Source organism: Pseudoalteromonas luteoviolacea (assembly GCF_001750165.1).
GTDB lineage: Bacteria > Pseudomonadota > Gammaproteobacteria > Enterobacterales > Alteromonadaceae > Pseudoalteromonas > Pseudoalteromonas luteoviolacea_G.
In genome coordinates, this window is record NZ_CP015411.1 from 4722501 (window position 1) to 4741925 (window position 19425).

The following is a 19425-nucleotide window of genomic DNA, read 5'->3' on the forward strand; positions in this document are numbered from 1 at the left end:
TTAAGCAATCGTCTTTAAAAAACTTTTCAAGATAAGTAACACACCCCATATTTAGGCTGTGATAAATCTCGGCATCAAAGCCTCTTCCAATGACAACTTCGGTACTTGCACCACCAATATCCACAACCAGTTGCTTGCCGTGACACGCAGATGTGTGCGCAACGCCCTTGTAAATAGTGCAAGCTTCCAATTCACCACTAATAATTTCGATTTTGTGGTTCAGTATACTTTCAGCCCGCTGTTTAAATTCTTGCGCATTCGTTGCCAAACGTAACGTGGCTGTCGCAACAATTTTGATATTTTGCGCTGGAATATCCTGCAGTCGCTCTGCAAATAAGGATAGACATTCCCACCCGCGCTCCATCGCTTCTTGTGATAAAACATTTTGTTCATTTAGCCCAGCGGCTAATCTGACTTTGCGTTTTACTCTGCCAATCGTATGGACTCCCCCAGCCATATGCTTTGCAATTAACATATGGAAACTGTTAGAGCCTAGATCTATAACGGCATATACATTATTCAGTGGTGAGTTGTATCCCACGCTTGTGACCTCTACTTACCTTTACTACTTTTTAACTGTGCTTAGGCGATGCTTTTTGATAATTACCTTGGCGTCGTGTATTCCCACGTTTTCTAGGGCCTGAGTGGTAATTTCTACGATGCTGCTTTACAGGCGCTTTTAAGTCATCTAATAATGCAGACTTATCGTACTGAGAAATTGGGATAGCATGCTCGATGTATTCCTCAATCTCATGTAGGTTGTAAGCATATTGTTCACACGCGAAACTAATCGCATGACCCGATGCACCCGCTCGGCCTGTGCGTCCAATACGGTGAACATAATCTTCTCTGTCATCTGGCAGATCAAAATTAAACACATGGCTCACTTCTGGAATATGCAACCCTCGCGCAGCAACATCCGTCGCAACCAATAAGTCCAATTCCCCCTTTGTAAACCTTGTCAAAATTGACAAACGCTTCTTCTGGTTCACATCGCCTGTCAACAGCCCAACGCGATGGCCATCTGCTTTCAACCATTCATAAACGTTTTCACAGCTATGTTTAGTATTTGCAAACACAATTGCCTTCTCTGGCCAATCTTCCTCAATTAGAGTAAGAAGTAAAGGCAATTTGTCCTCTTGTGAAGGCTGGAACAGCTCTTCTTGAATGCGCTTGCCAGTTTTAACATCTGGTTCAATTTGAACATGGATAGGATTGTGCATATGCTCAAAAGCGAGTTCTTGTACACGATAAGATAAAGTCGCTGAGAATAGTAAATTCATGCGCTCTTGCGTACCAGGCATGCGGTTAAACAAATACCTAATGTCTTTAATGAAGCCCAAATCGAACATTCTGTCAGCTTCATCAAGCACCACAACTTCAATACTATTTAAATTGAATGCGCCTTGTTTATAGAAGTCAATGAGCCTTCCAGTTGTGCCAATTAAAATATCGACACCTTTTTCTAACTGCGCCCGTTGTTTTTCGTATTCTTCGCCACCATATACTAAACCTAGATTTAATTTACAGTGCGGTGCGATAATTTGAGCATCTTTGTGAATTTGAATTGCAAGCTCTCGTGTCGGTGCCATGATAATGGCGCGCGGCTGTCCCGAAGTTTGCTGCTCTGGTTGCGTTTGCATTAAACGATGACAAGTCGCAGTTAGGAACGCTAATGTTTTACCTGTTCCTGTTTGCGCTTGACCCGCAATGTCCCTGCCTTCACATACGTAAGGCATACACTTTGCTTGAATTGGCGTACAATGATCGAAGCCATTCGCTGTTAAACCGGCGACCACTTCCGGTGCTAAAGCAAAGTCTGAAAATTTCGTGTTGGTCAAATGTGTCTTAGTCATAGCAATAAAGCATAACGTTTAAACTTGCAATAAGAAACAAGAGTGTTTAAATACGCACTAAATAATTCGCCAAATTTCTATCGGAGAACGTAATGAGCGACAAAATAATTCAATTAACTGACGATAGCTTCGAAGCTGACGTACTAAATGCAAGCGGCCCAGTTCTTGTGGACTTTTGGGCTGAGTGGTGTGGTCCTTGTAAAATGATCGCGCCAATTCTTGATGAAGTTGCAGAAGAGTTTGCAGGTAAAGTGAGCATTGGTAAGTTGAATATTGACCAAAATTCAGGTACACCTGGCAAGTTCGGTATTCGTGGTATCCCTACTTTATTACTTTTCAAAGATGGCGCAGTTGCTGCTACTAAAGTAGGCGCATTGTCTAAAACTCAACTTGTTGAGTTCTTAAACGACAACGTTTAATACCTCTACGAAAAAGCCCAGATCAGATATAACGGGCTTTTTCTTATACTAACTAGCGACTATTTATAGATTAATGGATTTATTTTTTGTATAAAGACTGGACGACTCGCTAGCTAGCTGCTAACTTATAGAGCCACTAACCTTTTATCAAATATCAACTCAATCCCTCGTGCGACGAGAAGACAAAGTTAATTAAAGAACCCACCAATATGCATTTACGCGAACTTAAAGACAAGTCAATAAATGAGCTTGTAAAACTTGCCGAGTCAATGGGACTCGAAAACGTAGCCCGTCTAAGAAAACAAGATATTATTTTTGCTATTTTGAAAGCGCATGCGAAAAGCGGCGAAAACATTTACGGCGGCGGTGTTTTAGAAATTCTCCAAGACGGCTTTGGCTTTTTACGCTCTTCCGAAGCTTCATATTTAGCAGGACCAGATGACATCTATGTATCGCCGAGTCAAATCAGACGCTTCAGTTTGCGTACTGGTGATTCAATTAGCGGTCTGATCCGTCCACCTAAAGACGGCGAACGTTACTTCGCACTTTTAAAAGTGAACGAAGTTAACTTTGATAAGCCTGAAAACTCTAGAACAAAGATCTTATTCGAAAACTTGACGCCGATCCATGCAAATGAGCGTCTAGTTATGCAGCGTGGTAATGGTAGTACTGAAGATATTACAGCGCGTGTATTAGACCTTGCATCACCAATTGGTAAAGGTCAACGTGCACTTATCGTAGCACCACCAAAAGCTGGTAAAACGATGTTGCTGCAAAACATTGCGCAATCTATTTCATACAACAATCCTGACGCAACCTTGATGGTACTGCTTATCGACGAGCGTCCAGAAGAAGTAACAGAAATGCAGCGCTTGGTGCAAGGTGAAGTTGTCGCTTCTACATTTGACGAGCCAGCGAGCCGCCACGTGCAAGTTGCAGAAATGGTTATTGAAAAAGCAAAACGCCTTGTGGAGCATAAAAAAGACGTTGTTATCCTGCTTGACTCTATCACCCGTCTAGCACGTGCATATAACACCGTGATCCCTTCATCAGGTAAAGTCTTAACAGGTGGTGTTGATGCAAATGCACTGCACAAACCTAAGCGCTTCTTCGGTGCTGCACGTAATGTTGAAGAGGGTGGAAGCTTAACCATCATCGCAACAGCACTGATTGATACTGGTTCGAAGATGGATGAAGTTATCTACGAAGAGTTCAAAGGTACTGGTAACATGGAATTACACCTAAATCGTAAAATTGCTGAAAAGCGTGTATTCCCTGCAATTGATTTCAACCGTTCTGGTACCCGTCGTGAAGAGTTACTAACGAAACCTGACGAGTTACAAAAAATGTGGATCTTACGTAAGATCGTACATGAAATGAGTGAAATTGACGCCATGGAATTCCTTATCGATAAACTGTCGATGAGTAAAACCAATGATGAGTTCTTTGACTCCATGAAGCGAAAATAATTAAGAAACCTGCTACGGCAGGTTTTTTTTCGTCTAATTCCTGCTTGGATTTCTTTTTGAACTAGGCTATACCTATTAATCTAATTGGAAAAGTCTAGTTTTTAAGCTCATAGAAAGGAGTATCAAGTATATGCGTTTAAACGTCGGTGTTGTTAGTACCACGTGCGCCAATATTGTCATTACAGTAGCTTGCGCTGCTTACTTTGATTTCACCTTAACAGCAACACTTATTCTCTGTGTTCTAATGGCCGTCAGTGCAACACTCATATATTGCATCATCTCAAAGCATCGTGGTAAAGGCAGCTATCTCGATAACTTAGTGAATGCCTTATTGGCTGAAACGCATATTGATCTCACCTATCGATTTGACGACCAAAATAAACATATTCCACCGGCATGTTTAGCACTCAATGCAGGGTTAGCAACGATTGAGCATCTCATCTGTGAAGTCTATACCTGTTCAGCACGACTGGCACCTATGGCAGATGACCTCAGAGATACTTACGCTTCGATGACTCAAAAAGCCACTATTCAACATGCTCATGGTCAAGATCTCGCGGAGTCTATAAATCGCATGTTAGTAGTTTCTCGCGAGCTCGATGAAAATCTCGAAAAAATTTATAACTCGGTAGAAAGCGCTACCGAGGCCGTAAAAAAAACACGGATAGATACAGATAATAGCCAACAAAGTTTGCTAAGCCTTGCCAACCATATTCGCCAAACCAGCCAACAAATTGAAACATTGAAAACGGACAGTGACGCTATTAGTGCCGTTATCGATGTCATTAATTCAATTGCAGAGCAAACCAATTTACTCGCGCTAAATGCTGCAATTGAAGCAGCTCGAGCGGGCGAACAAGGACGAGGTTTTGCCGTCGTTGCAGACGAAGTTCGGAACTTAGCTGCTCGCACCAGCCAATCAACACAAGAAGTGCGCTCTATGGTAAGCAAGATCCAAGCAGGTACTGACAGTGCACACTCGCTAATGCTGCTTGCACTGGAGGAGACGGATAAAACAGTGAAACTGTCGGAAGAGTCCACCAAAGAAGTAGACCAAATTGAGCATGCCATGTTAGACATTAATGCGATGTCACACAGTATTCACTCTCAAGTATCCCAACAAAAGCTCGTCTCAGATGAAGCGCAATCAAGTATCGAATCCATGGTAGAACTTAACTCTGATGCGCTTTCTAGCTCAAAAATTCAAGCCGTATCAAGTGCTGACTTATTAAACTTATCTTCCAGCATTCATGAAAAGCTCAGTATTTTCAAAACTGAAACACCTGATCCTGATTTAGACCCTAGGGTTGATAAGAGCCGAACTACCCCCGTAGCGGCAATCACAAAAAGCGAACCAAAAGTACAGCCCGATGACTCAGACTCCAGTGACATCGAATTGTTCTGAATACGCTTGCACCTTAAGTTCATCACACAAGATCAAAAACAAATCCTGATATTGCCCATGCTTTTGCTCTTTAAGGGCTTGTTCAAATTGCTTAGCAATATCAGCGATAGCGGTAAAACCAAACACAGCTGCCGCACCTGCAATTTTATGACAATGGTATTGTAAACCATCATGATCCGAGTCTTGCCAAAGGTCGATCAACTTATATCGCTCTTGCTCTAGAGTCGATGCAAAACTCTGCTTCAAATCACTCATATCCAAACTTATATCAGCACGGTTACTTTGCTCTTCATACTCAGATAACTCTTTGTGTAACACTGCTACTAACTTATTATGCTCAATCGGCTTACTTAAATGTCCATTAAAGCCATTATTAAGGTAATAACTTATTTCATGCTCCATCACATTTGCAGTAAGTGCATAAACTGGTCCTTCATAGCCAGCTTGACGAAGTAGCTTAAGCGCCTCTAACCCATCCATTTCTGGCATTTGAATGTCCATCAATACTAAATCAGGGAAGCTACTCAAACACTTTTCAACAACCTGTCGACCATCGACTGCTGATTCAACCTTCACACCGAGTTGACGCAGAATACGTTCAAATAACGCACGGTTATCGTCATGATCTTCCGCAACTAATACTTCACCACTAAACATCGCCGAGGCTATATTCTGAGATGGCTGAGGTGCGCTCTCACAATATGCTGTATTGACACGTTTGCAAGGCAACCAAAACGAAAAACGACTACCTACATGTAACTCACTCATCACTTGGATCTTCCCTCCCATCATAGTGGCCAATTGTTGAGATAAGCTCAATCCTAATCCAGAGCCACCAAATCGTCGAGAAATGCTGTTATCTCCCTGCTGAAAGTAGTCAAATATTTTATCTAGTTGCTCACCCGACATCCCAATTCCTGTGTCTGTGACCGTAAACAGGATCCCTTCTTCTGACGACTCCGCTATCAACTCAACATACCCATTATGCGTAAACTTTATCGCATTGCTTAGCAAATTAATAAGGACCTGCTTCACCCTTACATAATCTAATCGAACCCAATATGGCATTTCTAGATGGTGGTCAACGATTAACTCAAGTGATTTGTCTAAACATGGATGATGAAACATGTCCGTGATATCTGTAAGTAAAGCCTCTACATTAAACTCCGTCATTTCTAACTCAAGTTGCTCAGCCTCTATCTTGCTCAGGTCTAGCACATCACTAATCAGCTCTTTTAAGTGCACTCCCTGTCTAAGTAATACTTCCAAAGGCTCTTTCAGCTCGCAGTTATGTTGATTTTCGCGCAGCATATTTTCACTATATCCAAGAATCGCTGTCAGTGGTGTCCTTATTTCATGGCTAATATTTGCTAAAAACTGGCTTTTTATTTGATTTGCACTGCGCAGTTGATCAGCCGTTTTTTGCAACTCTGCTGTGCGCATTGCAACTTCATGACGAAGATCCAATTTGGCTCTGTGTTCTAGGCTTCTCTTATACCACGCAATGGATGCTAACAATGCAAATCCTGCAACAAGGAACCCCATCCAAGTGAGTTGTTGCTGTTGCTTGCTCTTTAATTCTTGAAGTTGCTGAGCTTGTTTTAATTTTGCGAGTTCTTGGCTAAGCTCACTTTCTTCAAATTGCTTTTGGTATTTTTCAGCCTCTGAAAATAACGCTTGATTAAGTAGCTGTGTACGCGCTCTGTTGTATTCTACTATTATGGACAGTGCATTGGCTGTTTCGCCTAGTGCTGCTTTTGTCAGAGCAAAGAGCAACATAGACTCTTTTTCTCGCAAGGAGCTACCTAAGTCTCGACTTATTTCCATACTCCGCTGAGCCGCTTCCATTGCAGCTGGGATCTGCCCTTTGATCAGGTCTACCTGCGCTTGTACATGAAGCGCTTCAGCCATATTCGCCAAATTCCCTGATTTTTCGGCATAATATATTGCGAAGTTAACTTCCACTTCGGCCCGCTCAACCTCACCCAAAACCACGCTTACTCTTGCCAAATTTGCATACTCATAGGAGAGATGTTTAATATCATTTGCGGCTTCATAATAATCCACAGCCTTTTGCAAAAAGGTGCGTGCTTCCTCATATCGTCCAGTATGGGTATACATAACACCCAGATTCGCCTGAGCTAATGCAAGACCATAACTATCAGAGAGCATATTGAATAATTTTATTGCTTTGTGGGACAGCTCTTCGGCTTTTTCGTATCGTAACAAGCGAATATAAACACCCGCAATATTAAGAATGATGTCTGCTTCATCTTGATCGTCACCGTGGGTTTGATATAGCGAATACGCCTCAGTAAACGAGGACAAGGCACCGATCAAATCATGCATCTGTAAACGCGCAAGGCCAAGGTTATTGAGAATATGACCAAGCTCAATGGCAGGTAAATGCAATCGTGCCAGCACTAATGCTCTTTCATATTCAGTTACCGCCGCTGAAAACCCACCTGAGTGGTACCAACCAATTCCTTGCATTTTCATCGCTTGATATAAGAGCTCAGGGTCAAGCTCACCATCCACAGACAATTCTAAATCTTTAAAATAACCAATACCATCAGCAACTTGGCCAGAAGCAAAGGCGGCACTGCCCATATTTTGGAGTAATGTAATACGCTGTTTTGACAATAGCTTTGGATGATTAAGCAATTGCTCCGTAGCCATTTTCTTTTCTTGCCAATCATCAAGTTGCGTAATATTTTCGATTTGCTGTTGTAGCGACTGAACCTCACTAAGTGGCTCCGTTGCCATGGTATGAAAACTGAATCCTAATGCCATTATCAACATACAGCATATCTTTATAACTGCCATCCGTGCTAATCCCAATTTGCAATAGCGTAATAATTAATCAACAATATCCTATGCAATGAAGATACACTATGTTTACAGACCGAACAATGACCAACCCATTACTTGATGCTATTTTTGAAATTCTCTCCACTGGTACACATTATAAAGTTCACGAATTAGCTGCGCAGCTCACATCGCAAAAAGTGTTCCCTAATTTAGACTCTGATCCACACAAAGAATTGTTTAAAAAAAATTTTTTGATCATGAATGCGCTATATCAATTACAAAGTGAGCTACACGAGTATGGCCATCACTTATGTATATCAAATATGGATATCTACCTTAAGCAGGCCGCAGTGGATACAACCAACTCAAACGAACTTCACGTTAAATCCTCTGCAGCTCTAAGGTGTTATTATTTAGATTGGAGCAATTATGAAACGACTAAAGAGGAAGTCGAAACCTTGTTGACAAGTTTCTGGCAAAAATACCAGCGTACCACTCAAAGTCTCACCCCTGAAGAGCACACCCAGTTACAAAAAAAATGGCAGCTGCCAACACATTATTCTGCGACTGAATTGCAAAAACGATGGCGACAGCTGGCCATCAAAAACCATCCAGATAAAGGCGGTAATGCAGCCAACTTTAAACAAATAAAATATGAATATGAGCAGCTAAAAAACACATTATAAGCGACTCCAAAACCACTAAACTAAACGCTTTGCTTTGATACGCTTACCTTTTATTTTGTCCGCCTGTAACTTACGAATTGCAGGTTTAACCGCATCTCGATATATCGCAACATAGGTCTGATTGTCTTGTACCGTGATGTTACCAATTTGTGCAGCACTGATGCCATTTTCACCTGTTAAGCAACCGACTATGTCTCCTGCTCTGACTTTTTGCTTTTTACCAACATCAAGCACCACAGTGACCATGCTTGGCTTGTATACTGGCTTATCCAACAAACTTAAAGGTGGCGTAGGGGAAGGATTAAAGTCTCTTTCATACAACTCGCTTAGCTGCTTGACTTTGAAAGTTTCATTTTCTCCATATAAAGAACACGCAAAGCCTTTTTTGCCCCCTCTGCCCGTACGACCTACACGGTGCACATGTGTTTGCGGTTCAAGTGCCATATGATAGTTAACAACCATATCGATATCGTCAATATCGAGCCCTCTTGCAGCCACATCTGTAGCAACAAGGATAGAAGCACTTTTATTAGCAAAGCGTAATAACATGCGCTGACGTTCAATTTGCGCCAAATCACCGTGTAATACCACGACTTGTAAACCTGTTTGCTGTAGCTCACTGTACAACTTTTTGGTCTCAACTTTGGTATTACAAAATACGATACCACTTTGCGGTTTATGCTGTAATAACAATAGTTTTAAAGTATTAAATCGCAGCTTGTTATTTTTTAGATGATAAAACTGTTGTTTGATCTGCTTATTAAGCGTTTCAGTTTCACCTTTAACAACAACTGGCGATTGCATAAACTGCGTTGCGAGCTTTTCTATATTCTTAGGATATGTTGCGCTAAACATCATCGTCTGACGAGTAGACGATAAATAAGCGGCAATGTTTTCAATGGCATCAATGAATCCCATTTCTAACATTTGATCGGCTTCATCCAAAACAAAGTGACTGACATTGGTTAAATCTAAGGTCCCTTTGAACAAATGCTCTTCAATACGACCGGGAGTACCTACTACAATATGTGCGCCATGTTCTAATGAGCTGATCTGCGGGCCAATCGGCTCACCTCCGCAAATCGTCAGCACCTTGATATTTGCTAAGGGTTTCGCCAGTTTCCTGACTTCATCCGCCACTTGCGATGCTAACTCGCGTGTTGGAGTCAGAATTAACCCTTGAATTTGCTGTGCATGTGGGTCCAATTGCTGCAACACCCCCAAACTAAAAGCCAGTGTTTTACCAGACCCCGTTTTAGCTTGTGCGACAACATCCTTGCCATTTAATAGCTCAGGTAACGCCTGCGCCTGAATTGGTGTCATTTTATTAAAACCGGCGTTTGACAATGAAGTAAACAACTCTTGACGCAGGGGGAGTTGAGAAAATAGCAAATTCACATGGATGTCCTAACAAATCAAATTAAGTCAATTTTACCAAAAATCTCGACTCTTGGTATATAACTGTATTCTGGCATTCAAAATACAATACACACCTATCACCCCACACAAAACAACAATAATCCTACAGTGCATAATCATGTCATTCATCTTATTAACGTTTAAATTAAATAGTTTCAATGCCAAAATAAAACTCAATTTGTCTATCAAGGATTATTCATGAAACATGCACTTCGTACGCTGATTAAATTCAGCATACTGCCGCTTGTAACACTCTGTACCAGCCATATTGCTCATGCCCAAGAATTTACTAAAGCAGAGCTAGACATGGTTGAAAAAGTACGCGAACACGCTCGACAAAGTGACCTAAGCTGGCAACTGGTTGAGTCCCTCACAACCGAGGTGGGTCCACGTTTACCTGGTACTGAAAATGATAAAATGGCCGTTGCATGGGCTAAGCAGAAGTTTCAAAAACTTGGTTTTGATAAAGTATGGTTGGAACCTTCCAAATTTCCAGAGTGGCGTCGCTACCACGAATCAGGTTTTATTCTGAGCCCAAGTAAACAACCTCTCCACTTAACAGCGCTTGGTAATAGTATCAGTACGCCTAAAAAAGGCCTATCTGGCGAAGTCGTATTGTTTGAGACGTTCGATGAATTAATTGCTGCACCAGCTAACAGCTTGCAAGGTAAGATAGCATTTGTGAATTATCGCATGAACCGAGATATTGACGGTAACGGCTATGGGCCAGCGGTAAAAGCACGCAACAAAGGTGCCGTTGAAGCCGCTAAGAAAGGCGCTATCGCTTACATGATGCGCTCAGTAAGTACCAGTCACCACCGATTTGCACACACCGGAGGAAGCCACTACACCAAAGGGGTAACAAAAATTCCAGCAACTGCCGTTGCCAACCCTGATGCGGACCAATTAGCACGCCTGATCGCGCTGGGGAAACCTGTTAAAGTTGAATTGAATATTCAAACGGAAGACCTTGGTGAAGGCACAAGCTACAACGTCATCGGTGAAATTACCGGCTCTAAATACCCACAACAATATGTCTTGCTCGGCAGTCATCTAGACTCATGGGATTTAGGGACTGGCGCGCTAGATGATGGCGCAGGTGTGGCATTGACCATGGCTGCAGCTAAACATATCGCCGACCACACCCGCCCAGAACGCAGTATCCGCGTTGTGTTATTTGCTGCAGAGGAGCTGGGTCTGTGGGGTGCTAAAGCCTATTTCAAGCATTACGAAAAGCAACTTGATAATATTGTGGCAGCCGCAGAGTCTGATTTTGGTGCCGATATCGTGTATGCATTTGAGTCAAACGTCAATGCTGCTTCTCTACCGGTCGTCAGAGCCATTGCAGAACAATTAAAACCGCTTGGGGTAAAATATATCCGTAAAAATGCAGCACGCGGTGGACCCGACCTTATTCCGCTAAAACAAACTGCATCTGCGCCGATTTTCGATCTGCATCAAGTCGGCACTGATTACTTCGACTATCACCACACCGCTGATGATACGCTAGATAAAGTTGATCCAGATAAGTTGAAACAAAATACCGCCGCTTATGCCGTATTTGCTTTGATGGCTGCCAATGCAGAAACCAAAATGGCGGGTAAATAAACTCACTTTGTGCCAAGACAAAGGCATGCTATCTTTGTCTTGGCATTACAATAATAATAATCAACCACGGAGCTGGCGATGATCAAAAACGCAATTTTTCGTTCTCATGACATCATTTCAGAATTACTAAGTCGCTACAAAGCCATTGTTATCGCGTTTATCCTCATTGGCGTATGTGCTCACTGGATTGTAAAGCATCAACGCACTCAACAAATGCAGCATACGTGGTTAGAAGCGCCGAAAGTGGATGATGTCATCATGGTTGATGTTGGCAGACTGCAAACGGACAGAGTCTATCAACCGCAATTTCGTATCGCCCAGGTCATTGCAGTCAATGATGCCCAATTAACCCTCAAGCAGGGCCGTTATACCTACTCAAGGAAACGTGATGCAAAACGCGCTATCCAGCTTGATAACTTAATGGTAGATGATTACTTTCAGGCAGAACCTTGGCATGTGCCCAGAACGCAAGTCATGCCCTATTACCAAAGTGGCGTAATCTACGCTGCCTATCGCCCAAATGACATTTACGTCATGGGTGGGATTGTAAAACAGCGCGCACTACCGCATTTTCCAAAACATCAACGTGCTGTTTTTTCAGCTGAAAACAGTCAAGGTATTGGCTTTTATCAACGTGGTGACTTAGTCGCAGCGAGAGCTGAATTTGAGCTTGCGACAAAAAATAAAGACCAATGGGGTATGTATAACTTAGCCACTATGCTGATCGCAGCTGAAGGTGGAGAACAGAATTTGCAACGCGGCTTTGAGTTGCTCAAGGCCGCGCATGCACAAGGTAACATCAAAGCCAAAGAGGCGCTAGAGTCGCTGTGTATGATGCATCAAATCTGCGAATGAGTAGATGCATCATGATATTGCTGCAGAAATACTTCAAACTCACTGGCACTACAGGGCTTGGCATGCAAATACCCTTGAGTATAATCACAACCAAGTTCTTGCAATAAGTCTAACTGCGCTTCGGTTTCTACCCCTTCAGCTATAACAGTCAGTTTCAGTTTACTGGCCATCGAAATTATTGCGCTAATCAGTGTTTTATCTTCTTCATCATCGGGTAAATCTTTAATAAATGCTCGGTCAATCTTCAGTTTAGAAAGCGGAAAACGTTTCAAATAACCCAGTGAAGAATACCCCGTTCCAAAGTCATCTATTGCCAACCCAACCCCCATCGCTCGCAATTGCTCTAGCTGCCTTTCGATATCGTCTGAATTGTCAGCTAATACGGTTTCTGTGATCTCGAGCGTCAAGCTCTCCGCTGGTAACCCTGTGTCTTTGAGTACTTTAGCCACCAAAGCAACCACATTTTGACGCTTAAACTGTATACTAGACACATTGACCGAAACAAAAAATGGCCGCTGAGTCTTCGTCAACCATGCGCGAGCTTGTGCACAGGCCTGATATAATACCCACTCGCCCATAGAAATAATAAGCCCCAACTCTTCACTAATGGGAATGAAGTCAGCCGGAGAAACGTCACCCAATACCTCATTATGCCAACGTAATAATGCCTCACAACCAAGTCTCTGCTCATCACCCACGATAGGTTGGTACACCACGCGCAGCTCTTGATTAGCCAACGCACGGTGCAGTGCCCCTTCCAGCTGACTGCGCGCTTTAGCGTGCTCGTGCATGGCGGTGGTAAAAAACTGGTAGCAATTACGGCCACTTTCTTTAGCTTTATACATAGCACTGTCTGCGTTACGTAATAACACTTTGCGGTCTTCGCCATCGTCAGGGTAAAACGTGATCCCCATACTGCCTGAGACATACGCCTCATGACCCTCAAGGTGAAACGGCGCACTTAATGCAGTCAAAACCTTGTCCGCTAACTTTTCCATATCACTGATCAAGTCCATATCAGGCAGTAACAAGGCAAACTCATCTCCACCCAAACGCGCCACAGTATCTGAATTTCTCGTACACTCCCGGATCCGATTAGCAGCCTCTATCAACAGTAAATCGCCAATATGATGGCCTAATGTGTCATTCACGGCTTTAAACCGATCAAGATCGATAAAACATACCGCGACCCGTGTTTGTTTACGCTGAGCTTGTGCCAGTGCGATATCAAATTTAGCATGATAGTGATGGCGATTTGCTAAATCAGTTAAGTTATCGAAGTTAGCTTGCTGCCACATCAATTGCTCATTGCGCTTACGTGATGTGATGTCATTAAATAACGCAACATACATGTCTATGTCACCATGCTGATCAAATACCGCAGATACTTGTAGCCAGCTAGGATACACCTCTCCATTTTTGCGTTTATTCCAAATCTCACCTTCCCAGTGGCCGCGTGTACTAAGCGCATCATACAACTGTGTAAAGTAAGCGGTGTCATGACGTCCTGAATTAAAAATAGCAGGTGTTTTGCCCATCACTTCTGGCCCAGAAAAACCAGTTATATCCGTAAAAGCACGGTTCACCATTTGAATACAATTGTCTTTATCAGAAACTAAAACCCCTTCACTGGTCGTCGAAAATACGGTACTAGCCAAGCGCTGCTCTTTTTCATCCGCCAAGCGCTGCGTGATATTTTGTAACAAGAATATATGCCCATATAATCCACCGTTGTGATCCAACACATCTGTTTTGCTGATCTCGACATCCAATGTGCCGAAGTTGGTCTTTATTTGGCATTCTTTGGGTTCAAACTGGAGCTGCTCAAGGCATACACATTTAGAAAGTACATCCACAATTGCTTTGTTATCAAGTTCGCCTAAATCTTGGTAGGCCGAACGATTAGCAGACAGCACCTTATCATTTACATCCGTAAAAATAAGGTAGTCGCCAATGGCATCAAAAATGGCGTTTAATCTGGCACGATGAAATTCAGAGCGCTTTTTAGTTTTACGCAACCGGAGAAACCCCCAGCCTAATATCACGGTCGTACCAACAAAAATTCCGATGACACTGCTAAGAAGAAAAACTTGCACTGTGCTGGCATGTTTTATTTCCCGAGTTTGCTGGGCAACTTGCTGCTCAAGGTTACTTTGGTAGTGCCACAACGCATGCTCCAACTTGCGCCTTTCACTGACATCTTGTATCACCGAAAATAACAAAGCTTCGCCATTGCTCGCCATAAATGGAGAAGAGTACACTGACACCGTTCGATTTTCGCCGTTCGCTAAACGATGTTGAAAGATAAAATAATTTCGCCCTTCATTGAGCGCAGAAAGGCGTTCTTTTTCCACTTGCTGGGGCGAGAACTGATTAATTTCTTGAATATATAAGGCTTGGAGCTGTGCTTTGTTGTAGCCATAAAAATCAGCGGCGGCTTGATTAGCCCGCACTATTTTTCCGCTATCTGGCTCAATTAGCAGCATGACCGCACTATGATTATCAAACACTTCTGTTGGCAATGTTTGTGCGAGAGTCTGTGTAGCATGCAGCCCAATACACGCAAAGAGTAAACGCTGCGCTATTTTTGTTATTGTCTTCAAGCCGCCTCCACCCAATACTCCGTCGACTCTCACAGAATATAGCCTATAGACTAGGGCATTGAAACTAAAGAGTGCAGAACATAGACAAAAATATGATCAGTGTTAAACCAAATACTTACTTAATTCGTACCCAATTTAACAATTATCTTTAAATGATGAACGTATGCGCATAGTTACAATATGAGCTGTCTAAATAGTGGTTGTTGAACTGTTTGACTATGTGCTGTGTTGAAGGGAATTGATATACTCCAGTTACCAATAAGCGTACTCACTGCGTAAAAGGCAAAAATGAAATATAAAGACTTAAGAGAGTTTATCGAGTTGCTTGAAAAGCAAGGTGAACTCGTGCGCGTCAGCCAACCTATTTCGACAAAGTTAGAAATGACCGAAATCGCCGACCGTACATTGCGAGCTGGCGGGCCCGCTATTTTATTTGAAAACCCTGAAGGGTTTGATATTCCTGTTTTAGCGAACCTCTTCGGTACCCCAAAACGTGTTGCCATGGGTATGGGACAAACTGATGTCAACGAACTGCGTGAAGTCGGTAAGCTGCTGGCATTTTTAAAAGAGCCCGAGCCACCAAAAGGGATCAAAGAAGCGATTGGCCAAATCCCTGTATTTAAACAGGTGCTCAATATGCCAGCCAAAGAAGTCAAAAAAGCCCCATGCCAGCAAGTTGTATTATCAGGGGATCAAGTTGACCTAACTAAATTACCAATTCAACACTGCTGGCCAGGTGATGCTGCTCCCCTTATCACCTGGGGTTTAACAGTGACTAAAGGTCCACATAAAAAACGCCAAAATTTAGGTATTTATCGCCAGCAATTGTTGGGTAAAAACAAAATAATCATGCGTTGGTTATCTCACCGCGGTGGCGCGTTAGACTACCAAGAGTGGTGTAAAGAACACCCAGACAAACCTTACCCTGTCTCGGTTGCGCTCGGTGCAGATCCAGCGACTATATTAGGGGCAGTGACACCTGTGCCAGATACACTTAGCGAGTACGCGTTTGCGGGCTTGCTGAGAGGTAGCAAAACGGAAGTAGTCAAATCTATCTCTAATGATTTACAAGTCCCAGCCAGTGCTGAAATCGTATTAGAAGGCTACATTGAGCAAGGTGAAACCGCGCCTGAAGGCCCATATGGAGACCACACAGGTTATTACAACGAAGTCGACGATTTCCCTGTGATGACGGTCACGCATATTACACATCGTGAAAACCCAATTTATCACAGCACCTATACAGGTCGTCCACCTGATGAACCCGCTATTTTGGGTGTCGCACTGAACGAAGTTTTTGTGCCTATTTTACAAAAACAATTCCCTGAAATTGTCGATTTCTACTTGCCACCAGAAGGCTGTTCATATCGTATGGCAGTTGTGACGATGAAAAAACAATACCCAGGTCATGCTAAACGCGTGATGATGGGGGTGTGGTCTTTCTTACGCCAATTTATGTACACAAAGTTTGTCATTGTTTGTGATGATGATGTCAATGCACGCGATTGGAATGATGTTATCTGGGCGATTACCACACGTATGGACCCAGCCAGAGATACCACTATGATAGAGAGTACCCCTATTGATTACCTTGATTTCGCTTCACCGGTATCTGGACTCGGATCTAAAATGGGTATGGATGCGACCAATAAGTGGCCAGGTGAAACTGATCGTGAGTGGGGTGTCCCTATTGTGATGGATGACGAAGTTAAACGTAAAGTGGATGAAATTTGGGATAGCCTGGGGATCATGGATAAGCAATAACAGCTTAATGTCATGCGCACTGAATACCTGTAAATGTTTACAAGTTAGGTAAATAATCACGGTAGACGATATATCAAATCGACAACCAAATATGTTACAGTGCGCATACTTTCGCCAAGGTGCTTAATTATTAAGGTTTGAAATGCAAATACTAAAAGCGCGTGTAGAGGCCATTTCTCCTCTCACTGAATTTGTTCATAAGGTGCTATTAAAGCCACAACATGATGCAGAATTTTCTGCGGGTCACTATTTACAACTCGTACTTGGCGAGAAAGATAAGCGTGCTTTCTCTATTGCCAGCAGCCCTTCGAGAAAACAAGAACTTGAATTGCACATTGGTGCATCAGGTGCTGACTCTTATGCAATGCAGGCACTGGATCACTTGAGAGAAGCGCACAGCAATGATGCTGAAGTAGATCTTGAAGTGGGACTGGGTATCTCACAAGTTCGCCCTGAACAATCAAGACCTTTAGTATTACTCGCTGGCGGCACTGGCTTTTCTTACGTTAAATCAATGGCAGATTACTTAGCTGAAATTGACTACGATCAGCCGGTTTTATTCTACTGGGGTGTAAAAGAAGAATCTGCACTCTATGCGAAAGCAGAAATGGAGGCTTGGGCAAACAGCAAAGCAAACTTCCAATTTATCCCTGTCGTAGAAAATGCATCTGCTGACTGGACTGGCCATACTGGCTATGTGCATCAGGCTGTGATGAAAGACATCGTCTCATTAGAGCCATACAGTGTTTATATGGCTGGACGCTTTGACATGATCGGTATTGTACGTGATGACTTTATCAATCACGGTGCACAACGTGACTTTATGTTCGCGGATGCCTTTGCATTTATCAAATAATGCACTCTATGCGCGGTGCCAAACCGCGCAACCAATCTAAAAAACCAATTAAAGCAATATAAATAATCAATTTTAAAAATGATTAGCCATCGCCCATACTAGCTCTATCACTCAACAGGAGAGCTATCATGGCAAAACAATTTATCTCAGACATCATGTCAGGACAATTTCCAAACATCACACCCGATACTGAAATTACGGATGCAATTGAGCAGCTACACAAATTTGGGTTATTTGGTGCTCCAGTGCAAGACAGCCAAGGTAAGTTGATCGGATTCATCTCCGAGCAACAATTACTTGCACCACTACTGCAAAGTAGCTATTTCTGTGATGGCGCCAATCAAGTTGCAGAGCTCATGAGTACAGATACATTGTCGGTTACGCAGGAAACCACGATTGTCGACTTAGCTACTCAAATGCAGCAAAACAAGCCAAAAATTTATCCAGTGTTGGAAGATGAAAAAGTGATTGCCATCGTGACGCGTAGTCAGATCATCGCGGCATTAAAAGATAATTATTTAAGCTGCTCAGCACACTGAGCAGCTTCATGTATTAAGCGTATTTCTTCAAAAGTGCTTGTTTGTCTGCATCACTTAAAAACGCAATTTCGATGGCATTTTGTTGTGCTTTAAAGATATCTGATTCGCTCAAGCCCGCTAATGGCGCGGCTTTTTCAAATTCATTATCAAGCTCTACCCCTTGCACAGCAGGGTCATCGGTATTGATAGTCGCCAAAATACCGTGATCTAAAAACTGCTTAAGTGGGTGTGTTTCAATGCTTGCAACTGTACTGGTTTGTAGGTTACTGGTTAGGCAAGACTCAATACCAATGCGATTATCACGCAAGTAGTCCATCAGGTTAGGGTCTTCAATGGCCTTTACGCCGTGACCGATGCGGGTTGCACCGAGCTCTTGAACAGCCTGCCAAATACTGCTCGCGCCTTCTGCTTCACCAGCATGAATGGTTGCACCAAGATAAGCATCACGAACTTGTTTGAAATGCTCAATAAATAACTCGCCAGGGAATCCAAGCTCATCACCAGCCAGATCAATCGCCACCAAATCATTTTTAAATGCCAAAAGTGCATCTAGCTCATATTGGCATTTTTCGACACCAAAAGTACGCGACATGATACCGATCAAATTCACTTTAATATCGCGTCCAGCAGTGGCTGATTGAATTCCATCCACCACAGCCTCTACCACACCTTGCGGATGCAAATTATGTGTTTTTGCCATGTAATATGGGCTAAAGCGCAACTCTGTATAATCCATATTTTGCACAATGGCGTCTTGTACATTTTCAACTGCAATACGACGACACGCATCATAATCACCCAGCACCTTTACACCCCAATCTAATTTAGCCAAGAATGCCATCAAATTTGGCGCGTTATCGAGTACTTGCACATGTGGCCTTAGGCCTTCAACATCGTGTGCTGGTAGCGGCATATTGAATTTTTGACCAAGGTCTAAAATTGTTTCAGCACGCACATTACCGTCTAAGTGGCGGTGTAAATCAAGTAAAGGTAGTTTGGTATTGATCATAAGGCACTCGGTTTGCAGATAAAATTTTTCAGATCATACGCATCTTAAGTTTAGATACAAGGACAATTATCCGCAAAAATAAACTAAACAGACCTCTGACATTGAACTATTTTCACGCTGATAAAT

The 19425-nt window shown here is 42.7% G+C and carries 15 protein-coding genes (1 of these 15 cut by a window edge); 9 read left to right on the plus strand and 6 right to left on the minus strand.

What is annotated here, in order from left to right; genetic code table 11:
* Positions 1 to 541, minus strand: partial view of a guanosine-5'-triphosphate,3'-diphosphate diphosphatase gene (gppA, locus tag S4054249_RS20055; protein WP_046354945.1) — the 5' portion only. Its footprint begins 962 nt before the window's first position; only the first 541 of its 1503 coding nucleotides appear in the window; its start codon is at positions 539 to 541; its stop codon lies off the left edge, out of view.
* Between the two features lie 31 nt (positions 542 to 572).
* Positions 573 to 1856, minus strand: a complete 1284-nt coding sequence (gene rhlB / locus S4054249_RS20060) for an ATP-dependent RNA helicase RhlB (protein ID WP_046354944.1) — start codon at positions 1854 to 1856, stop codon at positions 573 to 575.
* A gap of 92 nt (positions 1857 to 1948) precedes the next feature.
* On the opposite strand from rhlB, the gene trxA reads away from it, so the two are divergent.
* The 3 genes from trxA (at position 1949) to S4054249_RS20075 (ending at position 5149) form a co-directional block, all read left to right on the plus strand.
* Entirely contained in the window at positions 1949 to 2275 is a 327-nt protein-coding gene (gene trxA, locus S4054249_RS20065; RefSeq protein WP_039611268.1) for a thioredoxin TrxA, read from the plus strand.
* Positions 2276 to 2484: 209 nt separating this feature from the next.
* Positions 2485 to 3744 (plus strand): transcription termination factor Rho, encoded by a 1260-nt coding sequence (gene rho, locus S4054249_RS20070; RefSeq protein ID WP_023399073.1) that lies wholly within the window; start codon positions 2485 to 2487, stop codon positions 3742 to 3744.
* A 130-nt stretch (positions 3745 to 3874) separates the two neighbouring features.
* Positions 3875 to 5149 carry a methyl-accepting chemotaxis protein gene (locus S4054249_RS20075; RefSeq protein ID WP_046354943.1) on the plus strand — a complete coding sequence of 425 codons (1275 nt, stop codon included), beginning with the start codon at positions 3875 to 3877 and terminating at the stop codon, positions 5147 to 5149.
* Here the strand turns inward: S4054249_RS20075 and S4054249_RS20080 are convergent.
* Complete coding sequence (locus S4054249_RS20080; protein ID WP_046354942.1) at positions 5120 to 7975, minus strand: tetratricopeptide repeat-containing hybrid sensor histidine kinase/response regulator; 2856 nt, start codon at positions 7973 to 7975, stop codon at positions 5120 to 5122. The two genes, S4054249_RS20075 and S4054249_RS20080, sit on opposite strands and share 30 nt — an antisense overlap.
* A 68-nt stretch (positions 7976 to 8043) precedes the next feature.
* Between S4054249_RS20080 and S4054249_RS20085 the strand changes: the two genes are divergently transcribed.
* The gene (locus S4054249_RS20085; RefSeq protein WP_230851890.1) at positions 8044 to 8646 is read left to right on the plus strand and encodes a DNA-J related domain-containing protein; all 603 of its coding nucleotides are present in this window, start codon (positions 8044 to 8046) and stop codon (positions 8644 to 8646) included.
* A gap of 15 nt (positions 8647 to 8661) precedes the next feature.
* On the opposite strand, the gene dbpA is transcribed toward S4054249_RS20085, so the two are convergent.
* On the minus strand, positions 8662 to 10044 hold the full coding sequence (dbpA, locus tag S4054249_RS20090) for an ATP-dependent RNA helicase DbpA (RefSeq protein ID WP_046354941.1): 1383 nt from the start codon (positions 10042 to 10044) through the stop codon (positions 8662 to 8664).
* A gap of 219 nt (positions 10045 to 10263) precedes the next feature.
* Between dbpA and S4054249_RS20095 the strand changes: the two genes are divergently transcribed.
* The gene (locus S4054249_RS20095) at positions 10264 to 11673 is read left to right on the plus strand and encodes a M20/M25/M40 family metallo-hydrolase (RefSeq protein ID WP_046354940.1); all 1410 of its coding nucleotides are present in this window, start codon (positions 10264 to 10266) and stop codon (positions 11671 to 11673) included.
* 78 nt (positions 11674 to 11751) lie between these two features.
* Positions 11752 to 12528 (plus strand): sel1 repeat family protein, encoded by a 777-nt coding sequence (locus S4054249_RS20100; RefSeq protein ID WP_046354939.1) that lies wholly within the window; start codon positions 11752 to 11754, stop codon positions 12526 to 12528.
* Here S4054249_RS20100 and S4054249_RS20105 read toward each other — a convergent pair.
* A complete protein-coding gene (locus S4054249_RS20105; RefSeq protein ID WP_080928292.1) occupies positions 12513 to 15131 on the minus strand; it encodes a GGDEF and EAL domain-containing protein in 2619 nt (872 codons plus the stop codon). The genes S4054249_RS20100 and S4054249_RS20105 overlap by 16 nt on opposite strands.
* Before the next feature lie 288 nt (positions 15132 to 15419).
* Here S4054249_RS20105 and ubiD point away from each other — a divergent pair, with 288 nt between their 5' ends.
* From ubiD to S4054249_RS20120, 3 genes are all read left to right on the plus strand, one after another.
* Entirely contained in the window at positions 15420 to 16895 is a 1476-nt protein-coding gene (gene ubiD / locus S4054249_RS20110) for a 4-hydroxy-3-polyprenylbenzoate decarboxylase (protein WP_046354938.1), read from the plus strand.
* A 142-nt stretch (positions 16896 to 17037) separates the two neighbouring features.
* Complete coding sequence (gene fre, locus S4054249_RS20115; RefSeq protein WP_046354937.1) at positions 17038 to 17751, plus strand: NAD(P)H-flavin reductase; 714 nt, start codon at positions 17038 to 17040, stop codon at positions 17749 to 17751.
* Positions 17752 to 17879: 128 nt separating this feature from the next.
* Positions 17880 to 18290: a CBS domain-containing protein gene (locus S4054249_RS20120; protein ID WP_046354936.1), complete on the plus strand. Its 411-nt coding sequence runs from the start codon at positions 17880 to 17882 to the stop codon at positions 18288 to 18290.
* A 13-nt stretch (positions 18291 to 18303) separates the two neighbouring features.
* On the opposite strand, the gene add is transcribed toward S4054249_RS20120, so the two are convergent.
* Entirely contained in the window at positions 18304 to 19299 is a 996-nt protein-coding gene (gene add, locus S4054249_RS20125) for an adenosine deaminase (RefSeq protein ID WP_046354935.1), read from the minus strand.
* Positions 19300 to 19425: the final 126 nt, after the last annotated feature.